This is a genomic window from Pseudomonas corrugata, assembly GCF_050920615.1.
Taxonomy (GTDB): domain Bacteria; phylum Pseudomonadota; class Gammaproteobacteria; order Pseudomonadales; family Pseudomonadaceae; genus Aquipseudomonas; species Aquipseudomonas corrugata.
Genome location: NZ_CP130434.1, coordinates 5,403,648 through 5,423,175, shown reverse-complemented (window position 1 = coordinate 5,423,175; position 19,528 = coordinate 5,403,648). Strand labels below are relative to the sequence as shown.

The 19,528-nt window shown below is 62.0% G+C and carries 9 protein-coding genes; 2 read left to right on the top strand and 7 right to left on the bottom strand.

The features are described 5' to 3' along the window. Window positions 1-117 precede the first annotated feature (117 nt). From QZH45_RS24190 to QZH45_RS24160, 7 genes are all read right to left on the bottom strand, one after another. Window positions 118-1,437 (bottom strand): MFS transporter, encoded by a 1,320-nt coding sequence (locus tag QZH45_RS24190; RefSeq protein WP_024781033.1) that lies wholly within the window; start codon window positions 1,435-1,437, stop codon window positions 118-120. 445 nt (window positions 1,438-1,882) lie between these two features. Continuing rightward, window positions 1,883-3,217, bottom strand: a complete 1,335-nt coding sequence (locus tag QZH45_RS24185; protein WP_053192280.1) for a sigma-54-dependent transcriptional regulator — start codon at window positions 3,215-3,217, stop codon at window positions 1,883-1,885. After that, a complete protein-coding gene (locus QZH45_RS24180) occupies window positions 3,210-4,976 on the bottom strand; it encodes a sensor histidine kinase (RefSeq protein WP_055135165.1) in 1,767 nt (588 codons plus the stop codon). The genes QZH45_RS24185 and QZH45_RS24180 overlap by 8 nt, the downstream gene beginning before the upstream one ends. A 74-nt stretch (window positions 4,977-5,050) precedes the next feature. Further along, complete coding sequence (locus QZH45_RS24175; RefSeq protein WP_432783577.1) at window positions 5,051-7,870, bottom strand: RHS repeat-associated core domain-containing protein; 2,820 nt, start codon at window positions 7,868-7,870, stop codon at window positions 5,051-5,053. Window positions 7,871-8,005: 135 nt separating this feature from the next. Continuing rightward, on the bottom strand, window positions 8,006-10,729 hold the full coding sequence (locus tag QZH45_RS24170) for an RHS repeat domain-containing protein (RefSeq protein WP_055135164.1): 2,724 nt from the start codon (window positions 10,727-10,729) through the stop codon (window positions 8,006-8,008). A gap of 23 nt (window positions 10,730-10,752) precedes the next feature. After that, window positions 10,753-15,204 (bottom strand): SpvB/TcaC N-terminal domain-containing protein, encoded by a 4,452-nt coding sequence (locus tag QZH45_RS24165; RefSeq protein ID WP_055135163.1) that lies wholly within the window; start codon window positions 15,202-15,204, stop codon window positions 10,753-10,755. A 193-nt stretch (window positions 15,205-15,397) separates the two neighbouring features. Continuing rightward, entirely contained in the window at window positions 15,398-16,921 is a 1,524-nt protein-coding gene (locus QZH45_RS24160) for a fumarate hydratase (protein ID WP_055135162.1), read from the bottom strand. Window positions 16,922-17,404: 483 nt separating this feature from the next. Between QZH45_RS24160 and QZH45_RS24155 the strand changes: the two genes are divergently transcribed. Continuing rightward, a complete protein-coding gene (locus QZH45_RS24155) occupies window positions 17,405-18,511 on the top strand; it encodes a GGDEF domain-containing protein (RefSeq protein WP_024781026.1) in 1,107 nt (368 codons plus the stop codon). Next, window positions 18,504-19,451 (top strand): iron-sulfur-binding ferredoxin reductase, encoded by a 948-nt coding sequence (locus QZH45_RS24150; protein ID WP_069018318.1) that lies wholly within the window; start codon window positions 18,504-18,506, stop codon window positions 19,449-19,451. The genes QZH45_RS24155 and QZH45_RS24150 overlap by 8 nt, the downstream gene beginning before the upstream one ends. Window positions 19,452-19,528 lie beyond the last annotated feature (77 nt).

The following is a 19,528-nucleotide window of genomic DNA, read 5'->3' as shown; positions in this document are numbered from 1 at the left end:
TAGTTGCCCCTATCGCGAGCAGGCTCGCTCCCACAGCTTCAATGTAAATCCTGTGGGACCGAGCCTGCTCGCGATGAGTCCATAACAGTCACCCAAGCAGTGACTGCCGATACCCCATCAGTCCGTCACGATCCGCGAATGCTTGCGGGTGTCTTTCATGGTGATGTACACCAGCAACGAAACCGCGATGCACGCCGTCACGTACCAGTAGTAGCCCGTCTCCATGCCAATGCTCTTGAACCACAGTGCAATGTATTCAGCCGTACCGCCGAAGATCGACACGGTCAGCGCATACGGCAGACCTACACCCAAGGCGCGGATTTCGGTGGGGAACAACTCGGCTTTTACCACGGCGTTGATCGAGGTGTAGCCGCTGACGATGATCAGCGCGGCCATGATCAGGAAAAATGCTCCCCACCAGGTCTGGATGTTATGCAATGCGGTAAGGATCGGTACGGTGCACAGCGTCCCCAGAATGCCGAAGGCAATCAGGATCGGCCGGCGTCCGATCTTGTCCGACAGGCTGCCGATCACCGGTTGCAGGCACATGAACAGGAACAGCGTGGCGGCGGAAATCGTGGTGGAGTCGGAAATGCTCATGCCGACGGTGTTCACCAGGTATTTCTGCATGTAGGTGGTGTAAGTGTAGAACGCCAGGGTGCCACCCATGGTCAGGCCGACCACGGTCATCAATTCCTTCGGATGGCGCATCAAGGTGCGCATGGCGCTTTCCTTGGCCTTCTCCTTCTTGGTAAACGACTCGGTTTCTTCCATGCCACGACGCAGGTACAGCGCCACGATCGCACACAAGGCACCAATGGCAAACGGAACGCGCCAGCCCCAGGCGTACAACTGTTCGCTGGTGAGGAACTGCTGCAATACGATCAGCACGCCGAGGGCGATGAGCTGGCCGGAGATCAGGGTCACGTATTGGAAGCTGGAGAAGAAGCCGCGACGTTCCTTGGTCGCCATCTCGCTCAGGTAGGTCGCCGACGTGCCGTACTCGCCGCCCACCGACAGGCCTTGGAGCAAACGGGCGAAGACCAGCAGGATCGGTGCACCGACACCGATGGTTTCATAACCTGGGCTCAGGGCGATGATCAGCGAGCCAAAGCACATCAGGTAGACCGAGGCCATCAACGCCCGCTTGCGGCCGGCGCGGTCGGCGTAGAGTCCCATCAACCATCCGCCGATCGGACGCATCAGGAAGCCCACGGCGAAAATCGCGGCGGTGTTGAGCAATTGGGCAGTGGTGTCACCCTTGGGGAAGAAGACTTTGGCGAAGTACAACGAGAAAGCGGCGTAGACGTACCAGTCATACCACTCGACCATGTTGCCGACCGAACCGCTGAAGATCGATTTGATCCGGCTGGCGGTGGTTCTTTCACGGGCGGGCACGGCAGCCGACCCGAGGGGCAGGGCGTTGGAGTTATCCATTGAAGGATCCTTCGTTTAATTGTTTTTGTGGAGCGCGTAGGAACGCAGCCTGAATGGGCTATAGCAGGAGCTGTGCCATGTGGCGCAGGGCCGGTCTAGAGGGGTTTGACGTATGGGGTTGAGCGGAAATCCGCCTATCCTGGATGGAGGGTAAGCGGGAATCCGCTGATTCGGCGGTGCATGGACTGGCCTCTTCGCGAGCAGGCTCGCTCCCACACTGGATCTTCAGTGGACAAACAGGCTGCATGCGACCCCAATCCCCTGTGGGAGCGGGCTTGCTCGCGAAAGCGCTGGGTCAGTTCGAGTGAGGGTGAGTGCGAAGCCGCCATCGCGAGCAGGCTCGCTCCCACACTGGATCTTCAGTGGACAAACAAGCTGCATCCGGCCCTAATCCCCTGTGGGAGCGAGCCTGCTCGCGATGGGGCCAATACAGGCGGCACAACTCTCAGTTGCCCTGCAAAAACATTTCCCGACTCAACCCATGCCGCTGCATCTTTTCGTTGAAGGTGCGGCGTGGCAGTTGCAGTTCTTCGAGCACGGCTTTCACATCGCCTTTGTGTCGCATCAGGGCAGCGCGCAGGCACTGGGCTTCGAAGGCTTCTTGCTGGGCGGCGAGGGACTGGCCGGGGTCCGTCTCCAGCGTGTGGGAATGATCCAGCCCCAGCAACTGGCGCTCGGCGACGTTCGCCAGTTCGCGCACGTTGCCCGGCCAGTCGTGGCTCAGCAGATGACTCAATTGCGGGCCGCTCAACGGTGCGGCAGGGCGGCCCAGGCGTTCGGCGGCGTTGTGGGTGAAATGCTCGAATAGCAAGGGGATGTCCTCGCGCCGTTCACGCAACGGCGGCAGGCGCAGTTCGGCGATGTTCAGGCGATAAGCCAGGTCTTCGCGAAAGCGCCCGGCCCGGGCTTCGTCCAGCAGGTCGGGTTTGGTCGCGGCGATGATGCGCAGGTCCACCGCAATGCTCTGGTTGGAGCCCAGGCGTTCGAGTTTCTGCTCCTGCAAGACCCGTAGGAGCTTGACCTGCTGGGCCAGGGGCATGCTCTCGATTTCATCGAGAAACAGCGTGCCGCCATGGGCATACTCGAGCTTGCCGATGCGCTTGCCCTGGGCGCCGGTAAAGGCCCCGCTTTCATGGCCGAACAGTTCCGCCTCGAACAGCGCTTCGGGGATGGCGGCGCAATTCAATGCCACGAAGGGTTTGTCCGCCCGGGGGCCGAAGTCGTGCAGGCACCGGGCGACCAGTTCCTTGCCGCTGCCGGTTTCGCCGCGGATCAATACATTGACCGGCAGGGCCGCCAGGTCCAATACCTGGCGTCGCAGGTTTTGCAGCGCCCGGGAAACCCCTAGCAGCGTCCCGTCGAGTCGGGCCCTGGCGTCGGCCTGTTCATGCAGCCGGCGGTTCTCCAGCACCAGCGAGCGCTTGTCCAGGGCGCGGCGCAGGCTGCCCAGCAGGGCTTCGGGACTGAAGGGTTTCTCCAGGAAGTCGTAGGCCCCATCGCGCATGGCTTCCACGGCCATCGGCACGTCGCCGTGGCCGGTCAGCAGGATCACCGGCAGATCCGCGTCGCGCCGGCGCACTTCGGCCAGCAGCTCCAGGCCGCTGAGCCCGGGCATGCGCACGTCGCTGAGGATCACCCCCGGATAATGCGCCGGCAATGCCGCCAGGCATTCCTCGGCGCGGCTGAACAACTGCACCTGGAAACCCGACAGACTCAGCCATTGTTCGACGGCACTGCGGATAGTGCCTTCGTCATCGACGACCATTACAGAGTCAAGCATGCAAGCGGGTCTCCTGATCGATGGGCAACGCCACGCAGAATACGGCGCCACCTTTGTGATTGTCTGCCGTCAGTCGCCCGCCGGACTCATGGATGATGGCAAACGAAACCGCCAATCCCAGGCCCAGGCCATCGCCCACCGCCTTGGTGGTAAAGAACGGATCAAAGACCTGGGCCAGGTGTTCCTCGGCAATCCCGGTGCCGCTGTCACTGACCGTCAGGCGCCACAGTAGCTCATCGGCTTCCAGGCGTACTTCCAGCTGTTTCAGGGGTTGGCCGGCCATGGCATCGAGGGCATTGCGCAACAGGTTGATCAGTACCTGTTCGAGGCGGATCGCATCGCCACGTACCCACGCCGGACGGGTCAGGTGCAACACGGTACTGACCTGTTCGTCCCGCAGGCGAGCGTCCAGCAGTTGCAGGGCCTGATCCACCACCGCCGCCAGGTCCAGGCGTTCGCGCAGGCCGCTGGGACTCTTGCGGGCAAACGTTTTCAGGTGACCGGTGAGAGCGGCCATGCGGGTCAGCATGTCGTCCACCGGTTTGAGCGCCTTGTAGGCATCGTCGACCCGGCCGTGATCCAGCAGCAGGCGCAGGGTTGCCAATTGCATGCGCTGGGCAGTCAGCGGCTGGTTGATTTCATGGGCCAGGGCCGCCGACATCTGCCCCAGCGCCGCCAGTTTGGCCGACTGCACCAGTCCTTCCTGGGCGGTACGCAACTCCCGGGTCCGCTCCTCCACCAGGCGTTCGAGCTCTGCGCGGCTGCGTTGACGCAGCTTGGCCAGGCGCCAGCGCTGGTTGAGGAACAGCAGCAGGAACACCAGCGCCAGCCATGATCCGGCGGCGGCGAGCCCGGCGTTGCGGCGATCTTCGAAAGCGATCTGCGGGCGCCGCAGCAAATGCAGGGTCCAACCTTCGGCCGTCAGGGGCAGGGACTCCCACAGGTAGTCCGCCGGGCCATCAGGGGCATCGACCCGGGCCAACTGACTGTGGTCGTCAAAACGCCGCAACGCTTCGTAGCCCAAGGGTTGCAGAGGTTGCTTGTCGTATTGGCGGGTGGCCTTGAGCTCGGCACGGTCGCTGTCGGTCAGGGGTTGCAGATGGCGATAGCGCCAGCCTGGCCGGTTGGCGATGAACACGATGCCCCGGCCATCGCTGACCAACAGGGTGTCGCTGCCCTGGCGCCATTCACGTTCAAGCTCCGGAAATTCGAGCTTCACCACCATCGCCCCCAGAAACTCGCCGTTGTCCCCGATCACCGCGCTGGACAGGAAATAACCCGGAATGCCGCTGGTCACACCCACCGCATAGAAACGCCCGGTGCCCTGGGTCCGGGTCTGGAGGAAATAGGGCCGGAAGCCATAGTTGTGCCCGACGTAACTGCTGGGCAGGCGCCAGTTGCTGGCCGCCACGGCCAGGCCGGTGCGGTCGAGCAACTCCAGGGTCGAGGAATGCGCGGTATCGTTGATTTTCTCCAGTTTGCGATTCAGCGCCTTCTGTTGCGTCGCACTGACCGGTCCTGCCAGGGCCGACCGCAACTCCGGGTCCAGGGCCAGGACGGCGGGCAGGGCGCGATAGCGATCGATCAGGGTATGCAGGGAGTTGGCGTACAACGCCAGTTGCTGGTTCGCACGGCTGGCATCTTCCTCCAGCGCCTGGCGCTCGGCATGGCGCACGGCCAGTGTGGCGGCGCCGACGGCACCGGCGAGGATCAGCACAATGGCAACGGAAAGACGCAAGGGGCGAGGCATTGCGAGCATGTGAGCGCTTCAAGGGCGGACGGGACAGGCACCATAGCATGCCGCCCGCGTGTCGTAATGCGCCCGGTGCCGGGTTATCGAAGCGCTTTTTGTGTCTGCCTCAGTTGGCCAATGGTGGCCTCCATTTCCCTGCGCAGGCCTCGCCGTGTGATGCCGTTGGAAGGGCCGAACATCTTGCTCAATGGCCGGTAGGTATCGATCGCTTCAACCCCCGCCTCGTCGAATAAAGTATCGACATAGTCCATTTGCAGGTTCAGTACGTTGATCATGTCGTTGATGTATGTATCTGCCCGGGTCAGCTTTTCTTCGGAAAGGGTCTGGCTCTCCTTGCCGATTTCATGAATGATTTCAATCGTGCCTGCGACGGCGTTGACCACCGCTCCGATTTCGTTGGCGGCAGTATTTCCCGTGGCTTTCAGGGCTGCCTTGGTGCCGGTGACCGTCGCTTCCTTACCCAACTTCAAGACGTTTTTTTGGGTCGGGGCATACGTCGCTTCGATCAGGTGCCGGGCTTTGATCTGTGCGTAGGAGGAAAAGTCCATGGTCCTGTATTCGCCTTTCCTCACGATTCGGTCAGGGTCCAGCTTGCGGGATTTGAAATTCACAGCCGAGCTCAGGCTCAGCCTTTCCAGGGCGTAGTCCAGGCCAACGCTCACGGCTTTGCTGGTCACGAACCCCAACGCGGCACCCATGATGACGCCCGGGGGACCTGCGGCACTGCCCAACGCCGCGCTCCCGATTCCCACCGCCACGCCCATGCCATAGCTGACGACCTGGGCGCCCACGTGAGCGCCGATACGTAGCGCGGCGGATTGGGCGTGGTCCGCCGCCGAGCGATGGTTGGCCAGTTGGGATTGCGCTTCGCTGGCCCTGCGTGCTGTCAGTTTCATGATGTAAATGAATTTCTCGACCTCCCTGTTCAGTCGGGAAAGAGTCTTCCAGCGCTGCAATTGAGTCGCGGCCAGGGCTTTCCTGGCATCTCGCTGGGCGGGCGTCTCCAGCATCAGTCCGCTGAAATCGGTGAAGATGATCGGGTTGTTCCCGACGAACCCATAAAGATTCAATCCATCCAGGTCTCCCGCCGGATCCGAACTGACCCAGCGTTGCAGCCACGGCGCGTAATAGCGTGCGCCGTAATAATACAGACCGCTGGCGTCCATCTCCTGACCTGAATAGCGGAGCGTCTTGTAACCGGCTTCCACCTCGGAGCGGGCGGCGTACCAGGCCGTTCCGCCGAAAGGATAGTAGTGCTCCAGGCTGATCAGTGCGGCGTTGCGGTCCAGTTCCAGCGCACTGGAACCCAGGTGGTCATCGAGGCTGTAGCGCAGTTGATCGGCTTCGATACCGCTGGGTTGACCGGTTTCCCAGTGCAGGCAACGGACCTGGCCGTGGGTCAACAGACAGGTGATTACGTGCAGTTCTTCGCCGTTGGGGGCCAGGCGGATTTCAAGGCCTGGCAGGTAGCGTGTCTCGTGGCGAGTGCCTGCGCGGGTGCGGGTCTTGCTGACCCGTTCACCCTGGCTATAGAGGTATGTTTCCTCATCGTCGGACAAACCGTTGTCGCGTTTAAGCAGTGTGACCTTACTGAGTTGGTCGCGGGCATCCCACACCAAAGGCTGTGCGCCGCGTTGTAAATGCAGCTGGTTACCATGAGCATCGAACAACGTCTCGAAAACCGGCTCAGGGTCGCCTTCGGCCCAGCGTACTCCCCGGTTGCTGTGGGGGGAAATCCGTAGCGTCTGGGTGTGATTGTTGCCTGTACGAACATGACGCAGACGGGTCAGATTGTTACCGGTGTCGTAGTCATAGAATTGGGTGTAGTTGAAGCGACGTCCAGGGTCGATGGGAATGAGCGGTTGTGGGAGCCCGGGTTGCAGATGCGGTATGTCCCCCTCCAGGCCACTGGCGCTGGCCAAGCGGTAGAGCGAGTCGTAGGTGAAGTCGCGATGCCCGTCCACGCGCTGGTTGGCGCAGTACACAGTGGCAACGCTGAGGTCATCGATGCGCAACACGTTGCCCACGGGGTCGTAGAAGTAGGCAAGGTTCTGGCACAAGGCTGCGTCGGGTTTTCCAGTCTTCACGGTGCTCAGCAGATCGTTGGCCGGGTCATAGGTCCAGCGCGTGATTACCCCATTGGCAGTGTCCTGCCGCTCGACCTGGCCGGCCGCGTTGTAGTGGGCGTCCAGCAGAATCTGTTGCGCGCGAGCATGCCCCTTGAGTTGCAAGTCCACCCGTTTGAGCTGCCCGCAGATGTCCAGTTGCAGAGACTGCCGGTGGCCGCCGGCGTCGGCCCGGCCTATCGGTGTACCGAGGGCGTCGTAGGTCAGCTCGGTGATGTAGTCAGTGGCGTCGGCAAAGCGGCGTACCTGACGCAAGGACTCGCCCGACAGGCCATAACTGTCCAACAGCACGACCCCCGATGGGTCGATCTGCTCAAGTAATTCTCCGCGCCGGTTATGATCAGCGTCTGCCGTGGCGTCGGCGTAGATGAAAGTATCGGTTTCGGGCTCTGCCTGGCTGTGCTCCTCAAGGAGCAGCGGGCGCAATCGAGGGTCGTAAGTGATGCGCCAATTATTGCCGCGTTCATTCCACAGTTGCAGGATCTCACCTGCCAGGCCCGGTAATACCAGGCGCCACCCGGCATCGACGCTGTCGGAGCGTAACGAGTTGCCTGTCAGGGTGTACAGGCTGGCCTGGTTGGCTTTGGGCGCCTGGCCGAAAAGACGTGGGTCCCACTGCTCCAGCAGGTGGCCGGCGGCGTTATAGCGCTGGCGGGATATCAATGCGGTGGCGGAGGTTGCAACCTCACTGCGCAAATAGACAGTCTGCCGTGCCGGCAAGCCGCGCCCGTCGATGGCAACGACGTTTGGAGTACGGTAATGGACGGAGCTCATCGGTCGACGGCCTCCAGGGATGCGTCGTTTCGATCCTTAATCGAGGTCGGGTACTGAGAGGGCAATATACCCATGAAAAGACAGCGCCGAACCTGTCAGGTCTGACAGGTCACCGGGGCAAACCGGCCCATTGCGTCATCCTTTTGTGCCCTTGGTACGGGACTGCTTCAACAGGTACTGATTGTCCGTGGTGCTCATCTCTTTGTACCAGGTCATGCCTGTTTGCGCCCGATCGATGTAGTCCAGCGTGACCTGGGTTTTTCTCTGCAGGACCGAATGGTGGATCGGTGCCAGGGCTTGCCGTGGTGTCATGTAGTTGACGTTGGGCAACAAGTCGCCTGGATAGACCACCGATTGACCCAGGGTTTTGAAAGAGGCGTCCGTCGCACGCCAACGCTGTTCCACGGTGCTTTTCCATTCAGCGAGCATGGCATCGATCTTCTGGATTTTCATGGGGGTCAGCCCCATCTTGATGTCCTCGGCTTCCTGTGCCCGAACGCCCAGTTTCAGCAGATTGATGCCGGGTACCACCGAGCCTACGACTCGATTCAGGAAAAAACTCGAAAACTCCTGGACCGAGGCGCCCATGGAGTCGTCCCGAGCGAGCCCTAACCGGCTATCGATTGCCTTGATCGACATGGTCGACGTCTGCGGGATGAGCGGCCGCAACAGGCGGGCCGTCGGGAGGCTGGTTTCGGCTGTCACCTCAGCGATATCGGCGCCTATATTTCCACCGGTGAGGCCAACGGCGTAAGGGATTTCATTGAGCAATGGAACCACTGAACCCAACCCTTCCGCTCCTACGTAGCCACCTGAAAAACCGACCACGGCACCGAGGGTTTCACCCGCCAGGTTTTTCAACATCTCCTTACCGATGTTCGTCTTGTGGATGATGTTGTCGATCTGCGCCAGCGCCGTTGCGGATTCCTTCCCGAGTTCCGAAATGAAATCCGAATAGTTCAGGATCTGCCACTGGATTCTGTTCGTTCCGCTGTCCACATAGCACAATGGGTTGTTGCCCAGGAACGCATACAGATTCAACCCATCCACATCTCCCGCCGGATCGGCGGCAATCCAGCGCTGCAGCCACGGTGCGTAGTACCGTTCGTTGTAGGCATACAAACCGCCGACGTCCATTTCGCGACCCGAATAGCGCTGGGTCTTGTACCCGACTTCCAGTGCCGATCGTGCGCTCATCCATGCCGTCGCGCCGAACGGGTAATAGCCTTCGTGGCTGATCAACCGGGCTTGCTGGTCAAGTTCCATCAGGCTCGAACCCAGATGATCCTGCAGGCTGTAGCGCAGTTGGTCGTCGGCAATCCCGACCGGCTTGCCGGTAACCCAGTGCAGGCAGCGTACGTTGACGGGCCCGGCGGCGATCAGGATGACGTGCAACTCCTCGCCTGAGTCGCGCGTGCGGATTTCCAGATCAGGCAGGTAATGCACCGCGTGGAAATGACGGGTGGTTCCGGCGTAGGCGTCGTGGCGTTTATAGACCCGCAGCCCCTGGCTGTAGTGGTAGAGTTCTTCGTCGTCGGGGGCGGCGTCACGCTTGACCAGTGTTACGGTCGTCAGCTGGTCACGGGCGTTCCATTCCAGGTCCCGGCCGGGTTGCAGTGCCTGGAGGTTGCCATGACGGTCGTACAGCGCATCGAACGACGGCGCGGGATCACCCGGCTCCCAGCGCGTGCCCCGGTTGCTGTGCGGGTCGATGAACATCTGGCGGGTGTGGCTGGCGCCGTCGCGTGCATGGTGGAGTTTGACCAGATTGCCGCCATGATCATATTCGTAGGTTTGTACGTAGTTGCGCCGGTCATTGGGGTCGGTCGGCTGCGGGAGGGCGGGATTGTCCGATGGCGGGCCATCGTCGTACCCACTGGCGCTGAGCAGGCGATACAGCGAGTCATAGCTGAAGCCGCGATGGCCGTCGACCCGCTGGTTGGCGAAATGACTGGGCCTGAAGGCCTGATCGAGGATATGAATGATGTTACCTGCCGGGTCATACGCGTATTCGAAATCCTGCAGGGTCACCTGGTCACTCAGCGTCCATTGACGCTGCAAGCGCGCATCGGCTGGATCGTAGCGCCAGTGGCTGACCGTGCCATTGCTGATCCGCTGTTCGATAATCTGCCCTGCGGCGTTGTAGTGCGCACTCTCCAGGATCGGAAGCCATTCGGCCTGCCCCACGAGTTGCAATTGGGCCTGTGCAAGCTGTCCGGCCAGGTCGTAGCGCCATCGTTTGCGATGCAGGCCGGCGTCGGTCTGCTCCAGGACGGCGCCCAGCGGATCGTAGAGGTAGCGGCTGGTAAAGGCTTTGCCATCCTCGAACATGCGTGTTTCGCGCAGCGGTCGGCCGAGCAGGCCGTAGCTGTCCAGGTGCAGGCTGCCCGAAGGGTCGGTCTGTTCGAACAAGCGCCCGCGCAGGTTGTGACCGGCATCCGCCGTACTGTCGCCATAGGTGAAGGTATCCACATCGGCTTGGCCGTTCTCCTCCAGTACTACTGGCCGCAGTTGCCCATCGTGCCGCGTGCGCCAGTGGCTGCCGCGTTCGTCCCAGCGCTGCAGGACCTCACCCGCCAGGCCCGGTAGAACCAGGCGCCAACCCGCATCGACGCTGTCGGTGCGTAAAGGATGCCCGTTCATGGCATGGCGGGTGGCCTGGTTGGGTTTGGGCGCATTCTCGAACAGGCGTGCATCCCATTGCTCGACGAGTCGGCCGGCGGCGTCGTGGCGGCGTCGGGATATCAGTGCCCTGGCCGGGGTCGAGACCTGGTTGCGCAAATAAACGATCTGCCGCGCCGGCAGGCCACGACCATCGACGACGATCAGATCTGGTGTACGCGAGTACACAGTGCTCATGGCGTGGCTTGCCTGCGCATGTTTCAGACCCCTGGATCCGTATCGTTGTAATCGAAGTCGCATTGGTACCAGGGATGATAGACATGCCAGGCTTCGTGTCCCTTGGCGTTGATGACCTTGACCAGGCGCCCTGGCGGATCGTAGAACTGCTGGTCGTGATAACCATGTACGCGCAGCGAAGCGTCGTTGATGTAGCGCCAGGCATCGGCGAAATAGGGCCGGTAGACCCGCGTCACCAAACCCTTGTTGTCGTACTCGACCCGCTCGCTCACACGCCAGCGCCGTTCGGCCAGGTGCTGGAGCGGCTGCCCGTCCTGCAACACCAGCGAACCGTCTTCGGCCACAGCATAGGCTTGCCCGGGTTCCACCCGCTGTTTGCTTTGCAGGGCACGACCGAATCCGTCGACGGCATTGATGGTGATGCGGATCTGTTGCAACGGATCGTCCGGGTAACGATCGGCGTTCAGCATGACGCTGTGGACCGGCTCCCGGGGCGCTGCCTGTATCAGCACCCGCAGGAGTTCCTGGGCGGCGCTGCGTTCGGTCAGATGTGCCAGGCGGGTGCGCGTCGAGGCACGGATGTGGCCATCGGGCAGCAGGTAGCGCTCGCTGATCCACTCGTCACGCTGCGCGGGAAGTACCAGGGCGAGATCGAGCGACCCCATCCAACTGAGCGTGTCGATGCGTACGGCACTGGCGATCCGGCCCAGGGTGAGTTCCGGATGGTCGATGGCATGACCTGGTGTCAGGTCTGCGGGCGGTTGGTAGGTGACAATATCGTCGAAGCCTGCCGGAGCGCCGCTCTCGGTGCCATGAAAGGTCACGCCCAGCGGAGCGCCCGCCGGACCGTGGAGGGCCTGCTGGATATTGTCATTGGCATCGACGATCTTGCGCGGCAATAACGCGTGGTAATCGTACTCGACCCGGGTCGTACAACCGTCCGGCAAGATCACGGCGGTGGTCATCAAGTGGTAAGGGTCGTGTTCGACGGTGGTCACCCCGTGGCTTTGGGTTTCTTGCAGGGTCGTCAGTTGGAAAAAACCTCCGAGGGGTTCGTAGGTCGCAAACCCGACTTTCCTGGACCAGAGATTTTCGCGGTCGTCCTCATCCGGGTCGTCCGGTAGAAACAGCTTCATGGGCTCAAAGCCGATGGTTTCCAACTGCTCGCGAATGTCGAAGGGGGGAGGCAGGTCGTCATAGGCTTGCAGCGCATGCTTGTCGAATTCGGCCACCTCCAGTGGGCCGCGCAGTGCCTGGAAGGCAATGTCGTCGTGTTCGTCCAACAGGTAGTTCTGTTCCTGGAGCGCGATCAATTGCCGGGCGGCGTTCCATTGCGCTGAGTCCTGATGTTCGATGAAGCTTTCATAGCTGACCTGCCGGGGGTTGAGCCCCAACGGCAGCTCACCTTTTGAACGTTGCAACCCGTTGGCCCTGGAGCGCCATGGCAGGCCCAGCCGCTGGCGCAGCCTGTCGTCATCGATCAGGTGCAGATGCTCGGCGCGTTTCTCGACGATGTGGAATACCTGTTGCTGGTCGTCATGGGCGTCGCGCCACCAGCCGTTCTCGTCATCATCGTCGAAGGGCGGTGGGTCGAAGGCGGTGAGGCGTCGGGCGTAGTGGACGAGGAAACCGTGGATAAGCTGGCCGAACTGGTTCCACTTCAGGTTGAGGGCGTGCTGGATTTGCGGGTCGTCGATAAAGCCGTCGTATTGACAGGTGATCGTCTCCAGTTCCAGCACCAGCAGGCTCTTGTGGTGGACATGGGGATGGCGCAGCAGGTAGCGCTGTTGGGTCACGGTGTAAGGCCCGACGGTGTCGGTCGGTTCGGCGGGGTGGGTTTCGGTGCGCAGTACATGGCCGCCCAGGGCATAGGCCATTTCCCGCGCGGTATCCGGGTCGGGGCTGATGATCTCGTTGGCTTCGTCGCTTTCATGGAAACGGGTCAGCAGTGTCGGGCCCAGCGGCACCGCATCGGTGTCGCCAGCGAAACAGTCCTTGAGGGGTTGATCGACGGTGCGGCCGGTGTGAAACCAGGTCTTGACCAGCACCGGTGCGGTGAAGCCGGTTGGCGTCTGGCCTTCGGGCACTTCGCTGTCGACCTGGTACAGCCGGCCGAAGCCCCTGAACTCCCGGTGGTGGCTGTCATAGTCGCCTTCGAGGTAAGTGAAGTGTTGGGTCAGGCAATTACCGGTGATTTCGTCGAGTTGTTGTTGGTGCGCCACCAGCGGCAGGGCCAGGGGCAGATAGCACGTTGGCGGTTCCTGGTTGGCCAGGCGTTGCTGCTTTTCATCCAGCCAGTACTGCGCACTGCTGCGATAGGTCAGGGTGCTGCTGCAACCCATGTTGTTGTTCATGGCCTTGAGCAGATAGGGGCGGGCCGCGACGAAGTCATAGCGCCAGTGCCCGGGCTTCATGTCGGGCGTCATGTGCGGCTTGCTCAGGATCAGGCTGGCGCAACCCAGGCCCTGCAGGTCGGCCAGGGTAACCTGGCACAGATTGTCGTACCGCACGCCTTCGGGCCATGGCACCTGCACAGGTGCCTGTTCAAGACCATTGCCGCCGCGGTTGAGGTAGATCTCGAAGCACTCGCTCTTGAGGTAGATCAGCGCCGATGCTCCGGACCCGTCCAGGTCGGCGATGCGGACCCGGTCGGCGTCGAACTGGCTGTAACTGAAGGGCAGGGCACTCATGACAAAGCCTTCGCCGAAACGCCCGCGGCCCAGGCTCGGCCAGCACTTGATCTCGTTGCAGCGGATGCGACACAGATCGGTACTGTCGCTGCCCAGCAAATTACCGAACATCACCACCTCGCTGTGCAGGTCGCTGAACAAGGGCAGGGCGCTGTCCGGTTCATGGGGTACATTCACCCCCGGGGCAAACCCTTCCTCGCGGAGGTTGGCGTACAGCCGCACACTCTTGGGACCGATCATGGCCAGGGAGCGCAAACCGTCACCGTTCAGATCGCCCAATTGCGCGGACGGGTGCAGGAACTCCGTCGGGAAACGCTTGAAGTCCGTGAAAGTGGACCAACTGCGGTCCGGGTTGAGGGTGTAGAAACCGCTCATGCCGGGCTGGATGATGAGCCAATTGAGGCGCCCCCTGCCCGTCAGGTCGGTCAGCACTTGCAACACCGTCGGGTTGTCGGCGGCCACCGGCATGTTCTCCAGGCGTGACCATGGACCGTAGGTGATTTTGTCGTCGTCCTCGCCGCGTTCCGGTTCACGGTAATACCAGCCATGGGTGTAGCGACACAGGAAACCCGGAACGCCCTCGCCATACAGGTCGACACAGTGATAGTGCCTGCCGTCTTCAGCGGCGGGCATCGTCTGCAATTCACAGAACGGCTCTGGTGCCGGATTGAGCTCGAAACCGTTGTAGTGCAGTTCGACGGGAGGACGGTATTCGACCCGGCCTGCGGCGTCCCAGTCGTGATAATGGGCAGCGGTCAGCAAGTTGTAGTCCAGTGCGGTGGCGCTGTACTCCAGCACCAAGCGGGTGACCAGCGCCGGTTCGGTGCCCGCTTCGGCGGGGAAGTGGTGGAACATCAGTACCTGCTGGCACAGGCGCCGCGTGCCGATTTCGAAGCCGTACCGGTAGCCGTGGATCGGGTCGCTGCGCAGTAGCCATGGGGTTCCTTCAGGAACGTGCCACGCCGGTTTCTGCGCAAGATCGAGAGTGCGCTGTCCATAGTCGAACAGCAGATGGAAGTGCCAGTGTCTGCTTGTCGGATCGTCCTCTTCGAAACAGTAGAAGCTGTCGCTGGCCGTGGCGTTGCCGTAGCACACCCGTCGCAGGTAGCGCTGGGCGCGATAGTCATGGGGCCCGTCGAACGGGCCGGGATCGGCTTCGTATTCATAGAAGATGTGCTCGCCTGACGGGCCAAGTTCTTCGAGCAACAACCATTCGGCGATGCGGGCGGGCTCTTGCGGATCGGTGTCGGCAACGGGGGCGGCGATGCGCGACGCTTCGCTGTTGCCGTAGCAATACAGATGGCCGTTGCTGCCCTGGACCCGCCAGAACGGCGCCTGGCCATCGTCGGGGCTCCAGAGCTCATACACATCGAATGCGCTTTCGATTCTGGGGTAATAGCGCACCACCGAGCAGGCCCGGCTACCGGGACCTGGGAGTGTACGAATGACCGGTACGCCGTCGTTGAACTCGGGCCAGCGCTCAACCCCGTCGGCGTCGATCATCACATCGTCATCGCTATAGTGCGGAACGCCCTCGCTGGTGCGGCGAGCGATGCTGGCGAGGGACAACTGCATGCCGATGCCGAAGGTGCCGTTGCCACTCTGGCTGTTGTAGTGCAACGCCAGGGCCGGTGTCAGATGGCGGGCGCTGGAAAGAGGCAAGGGCAATTCGAAAGAGGCCGCCCCCTGCGTGCCGACAGGGCCGATCCGGCTGCCCATCGTGGCAATGGATGCGCTGTTGGCAATGGTGGGGGGCACAATCTGGAGGGGCGCTTGTTCTGCCATCGGGGGATCTTCTCGTTAGGCAATGTCAGGGAATACCCGGCTGAACATGAGGATGCCAAGAGATGACCGATGGGTAACCTGTCAGATCCGACAGGTGCGTGGGCAGGCCGATAAGTGGTAGGCGTTCCAGCACAACAAAAAAAGGCCGGTGGGCTTGTCGCCCACCGGCCTTTCTACGGTGCGAAAGTGCGCGTTACTGCACTTCTACCGCCAGGCTGTCACTGATCTTCTTCTGCCAGATGGCCGGGCCGGTGATGTGCACCGACTCGCCCTGGCTGTCGACCGCAACGGTCACCGGCATGTCCTTGACGTCGAACTCGTAGATCGCTTCCATGCCCAGTTCGGCGAATGCCAGGACCTTGGATTTACGGATCGCTTGAGCCACCAGGTACGCGGCACCGCCAACGGCCATCAGGTAGACGGCCTTGTTGTCTTTGATCGCTTCGATAGCGGTCGGGCCGCGCTCGGATTTACCGATCATGCCCAGCAGGCCGGTCTGTTCGAGGATCTGGCGGGTGAACTTGTCCATCCGCGTGGCGGTGGTCGGACCGGCTGGGCCAACCACTTCGTCGCCTACCGGGTCGACCGGGCCGACGTAATAGATGAAGCGACCCTTGAGGTCTACCGGCAGGGTTTCACCCTTGTTCAGCATCTCGACCATGCGCTTGTGCGCTGCGTCGCGACCGGTGAGCATCTTGCCGTTGAGCAGTACGGTTTCGCCCGGCTTCCAGCTCTGCACTTCTTCCGGGGTCAGGGTGTCGAGGTTCACGCGACGAGCCGACGGGCCGGCTTCCCAGACGATTTCCGGGTAGGCATCCAGCGGTGGCGCTTGCAGCTCAGCCGGGCCTGTGCCGTCCAGCACGAAGTGGGCGTGACGGGTGGCGGCGCAGTTGGGGATCATGCACACCGGCAGGGAGGCGGCGTGGGTCGGGTAATCCATGATCTTCACGTCGAGCACGGTGGTCAGGCCACCCAGGCCCTGGGCACCGATGCCCAGTTGGTTGACCTTCTCGAACAGCTCCAGGCGCATCTCTTCGATACGGTTCTGCGGACCGCGGGCCTTGAGCTCATGAATGTCGATGGATTCCATCAGCACTTCCTTGGCCATGACCGCGGCTTTCTCGGCGGTGCCGCCGATGCCGATGCCGAGCATGCCCGGTGGGCACCAGCCGGCACCCATGGTCGGAACGGTCTTGAGTACCCAGTCGACGATGGAGTCGGACGGGTTGAGCATGGCCATTTTCGACTTGTTCTCGGAGCCGCCGCCCTTGGCCGCCACATCCACTTCCACGGTGTTGCCCGGGACGATGGAGTAGTGGATGACCGCAGGGGTGTTGTCCTTGGTGTTTTTGCGTGCACCCGCCGGGTCGGCGAGGATGGAAGCGCGCAAGACGTTTTCCGGCAGATTGTAGGCGCGACGCACGCCTTCGTTGATCATGTCGTCCAGGCTCATGGTCGCACCGTCCCAGCGCACGTCCATGCCCACTCGTACGAACACGGTCACGATGCCGGTGTCCTGACAGATCGGCCGATGGCCGGTGGCGCACATGCGCGAGTTGATCAGGATCTGCGCCATGGAGTCACGGGCCGCTGGCGACTCTTCGCGCAGGTAGGCTTCGTGCATCGCCTGGATGAAGTCCACGGGGTGGTAATAGGAAATGAACTGCAGGGCGTCGGCAACGCTCTGAATCAGGTCGTCTTGCTTGATCACGGTCATGAGTCGCGCTCCTCTCTAAGACGGGAACATTCAATAAGGTACCGCTCGTTTGGGTGCATCGGTCGACGGGCGGCACCTCTTAAGACACGCCGGGCATGCTGGCGCGACGCTAAAAAGGCGCGGCAGTATATCGCAGGCGGGCATCCTGTGGGAGCAAGCAGCCCCTGTGGCGAGGGGATTTATCCCCGCTGGGCTGCGAAGCAGACCTAAAAGCTGCTGCTGCGGTGTGTCAGGTTAATGTGTACCTATCATTTAGGGCCGCTTCGCGCCCCAGCGGGGATAAATCCCCTCGCCACAGATAAATCCCTCAGCACAAGGGGGTACGTCGAGCAAGAAACACTGCGTCAATATAGGCCATTGCTTTGACGCCATTTTTCTGCTCCAGAATTGAATGGTCATTTGTCCTACACGCCACTAAAGTGGCGTCTGGCCTGTAGCGTAGGACGCCTCCTGTCAGTTTCCTTTCCCATGGTGAGTCAACGATTGACCCATAACGCCATTCAACGTCTCCTGCTCAAACGCTTCGCCCTGGCGGCCGCGACATACGCGCTGGCGCTGGTATTGTTGTGGCTGGCATTTTTCAGTGGGCATTACCTCGACTCGTTACGCGGCGTCATCATCGGCAGCGCCTTGGTGGTGCTGTGTCAGGGTGCCTTGTTCGCAGTGTTTATCAGTGGTCGCAACCTGCGTTTTGCCGACCCCAGTCTCACCGAAGCGCAAGTCCTGATCGGCCTGGGCTGGCAGACCTGGATGATGGGACATCTGGACCAGGCCCGGGGCCTGTTCCTGGTGTTCTATGTACTGATCCTGCTGTTCGGGCTGTTCCACCTGTCCCGCCGGGCTTTTGTGCGTTGCGCGATGCTGGTGTTCTTCAGTTTCACCGGCCTCACCCTTTGGGACGCCTGGTTTTTCCGGCTTTCCGACCCCACGCTGGCCGGCTTGCAGGTGTGCGTGCTGTTTATCGTGCTGGTCTGGCTGGTGCTTTACGCCCGCTATGTCCAGACGTCGCGCCAACGCATGCGTCAACGGCGGTTTGCCTTGCAGGCGCACCAGGACACCCTGCGCGGCATGATGCGCCAGCTTGAAGACCTGGTGGCGACCGATGAACTGACCGGCCTGTTCAATCGCCGGCATTTCCTGCGCCTGGCGTCCCGTGAACTCAACACCCTCAAGCCGGACATGGCCCATGGCCTGGCCTTGATCGATCTTGACCATTTCAAGCGCATCAACGACCTGCACGGCCATGCTGCCGGCGATCAGGTGCTTCAGGCTTTCGCCAGCGTTGCCACGGCCTGCCTGCGCGAAGGCGACGTGCTGGCGCGCTATGGCGGCGAAGAATTCGTCATGCTCCTGCCCGCCTGTGACCCCGTGCGCCTGACCGCTTGTTGCGAGCGGTTGCGCCTGGCGTTTGCCGCCGTCGAGTTGACCGGTTTGCGAGTGGGAGCTCTCAGCCTGTCGGCGGGCATGACGCTGTTGGAGATGGACGATGACCTGGACAGCGCATTGCAACGTGCCGACCAGGCCTTGTACCGTGCCAAGCGAGACGGCCGTAATCGGTGTGCCGCCGCCTGGGAGAATGTCGATGCCTGAACTGACGGTCGCCGGCCGGCAATGGACGGTCGCGCCGGGCAGTAACTTGCTGGACGCGTTGAATCAGTCCGGGGTGCCTGTGCCCTACAGTTGTCGCGCCGGCAGTTGTCACGCCTGCCTGGTGCAATGCTCCGGCGGCGATGTGCGCGACGCTCGGCCCGATGCCTTGAGCCCGACACAGCGCGATCAGGGCTGGCGGCTGGCCTGCCAATGCCAGGTGGTCGAAGATGTGCAGATCCATACGTTCGATCCGCAACGTGACGGTCAGGCTGCCCAGGTGGTGGCGGCGGACTGGTTGGGCCCCGACGTGCTGCGTTTGCGCGTCACCCCTGAACGGGCGTTGCGCTACCAGGCCGGGCAGCACCTGGTGTTGTGGCTCGGCGACGTCGCCCGGCCCTATTCCCTGGCGAGCCTGCCTGAGGAGGACCGTTTCCTGGAGTTTCACCTCGATTGCCGCCAGCCCGGGCAATTTATCGACCGGGCTCGATCCCTGAATGTGGGGGACCCGATCCGCCTGGGTGAACTGCGCGGCGGTGCGTTGCATTACGATCCCGCCTGGCACGACAGGCCGCTGTGGCTGTTGGCCGCCGGTACCGGGCTGGGGCCGTTGTTCGGCATCTTGCGCGAAGCCCTGCGCCAGCAACATCGGGGGCCGATTCATCTTGTGCATGTCGCCCATGACGCCAGCGGGCATTACCTGGGCAAACCCCTGGCGGCGCTGGCCGCCAAGTACCCCCAACTCAGCGTCCAGTTGCTGACCTCGCTGGAGGCACCTTCAGCGCTGGCGCAACTGCGGCTGGCTTCCCGACAAACCCAGGCCTTGGCCTGCGGCCATCCCGAGCGGGTCGAAGCCTTCGCCAAACGCCTCTACCTGGCCGGCTTGCCGCGCAATCAGTTGCTGGCGGATGTGTTCCTTACCCGTGAGGACGGCGGGGGCTGAGCCACCGCCATCGCGAGCAGGCTCGCTCCCACAGGGTCTGGTGGTGTATGCCAATGTTGCGTACATCGCTGATCCAC

Bases quoted from the DNA above. Each gene is read 5' to 3' on its own strand.
- QZH45_RS24190 (WP_024781033.1), bottom strand. From the start codon at position 1,437: ATGGATAACTCCAACGCCCTGCCCCTCGGGTCGGCTGCCGTGCCCGCC.
- QZH45_RS24185 (WP_053192280.1), bottom strand. From the start codon at position 3,217: ATGCTTGACTCTGTAATGGTCGTCGATGACGAAGGCACTATCCGCAGT.
- QZH45_RS24180 (WP_055135165.1), bottom strand. From the start codon at position 4,976: ATGCTCGCAATGCCTCGCCCCTTGCGTCTTTCCGTTGCCATTGTGCTG.
- QZH45_RS24175 (WP_432783577.1), bottom strand. From the start codon at position 7,870: ATGAGCTCCGTCCATTACCGTACTCCAAACGTCGTTGCCATCGACGGG.
- QZH45_RS24170 (WP_055135164.1), bottom strand. From the start codon at position 10,729: ATGAGCACTGTGTACTCGCGTACACCAGATCTGATCGTCGTCGATGGT.
- QZH45_RS24165 (WP_055135163.1), bottom strand. From the start codon at position 15,204: ATGGCAGAACAAGCGCCCCTCCAGATTGTGCCCCCCACCATTGCCAAC.
- QZH45_RS24160 (WP_055135162.1), bottom strand. From the start codon at position 16,921: ATGACCGTGATCAAGCAAGACGACCTGATTCAGAGCGTTGCCGACGCC.
- QZH45_RS24150 (WP_069018318.1), top strand. From the start codon at position 18,504: ATGCCTGAACTGACGGTCGCCGGCCGGCAATGGACGGTCGCGCCGGGC.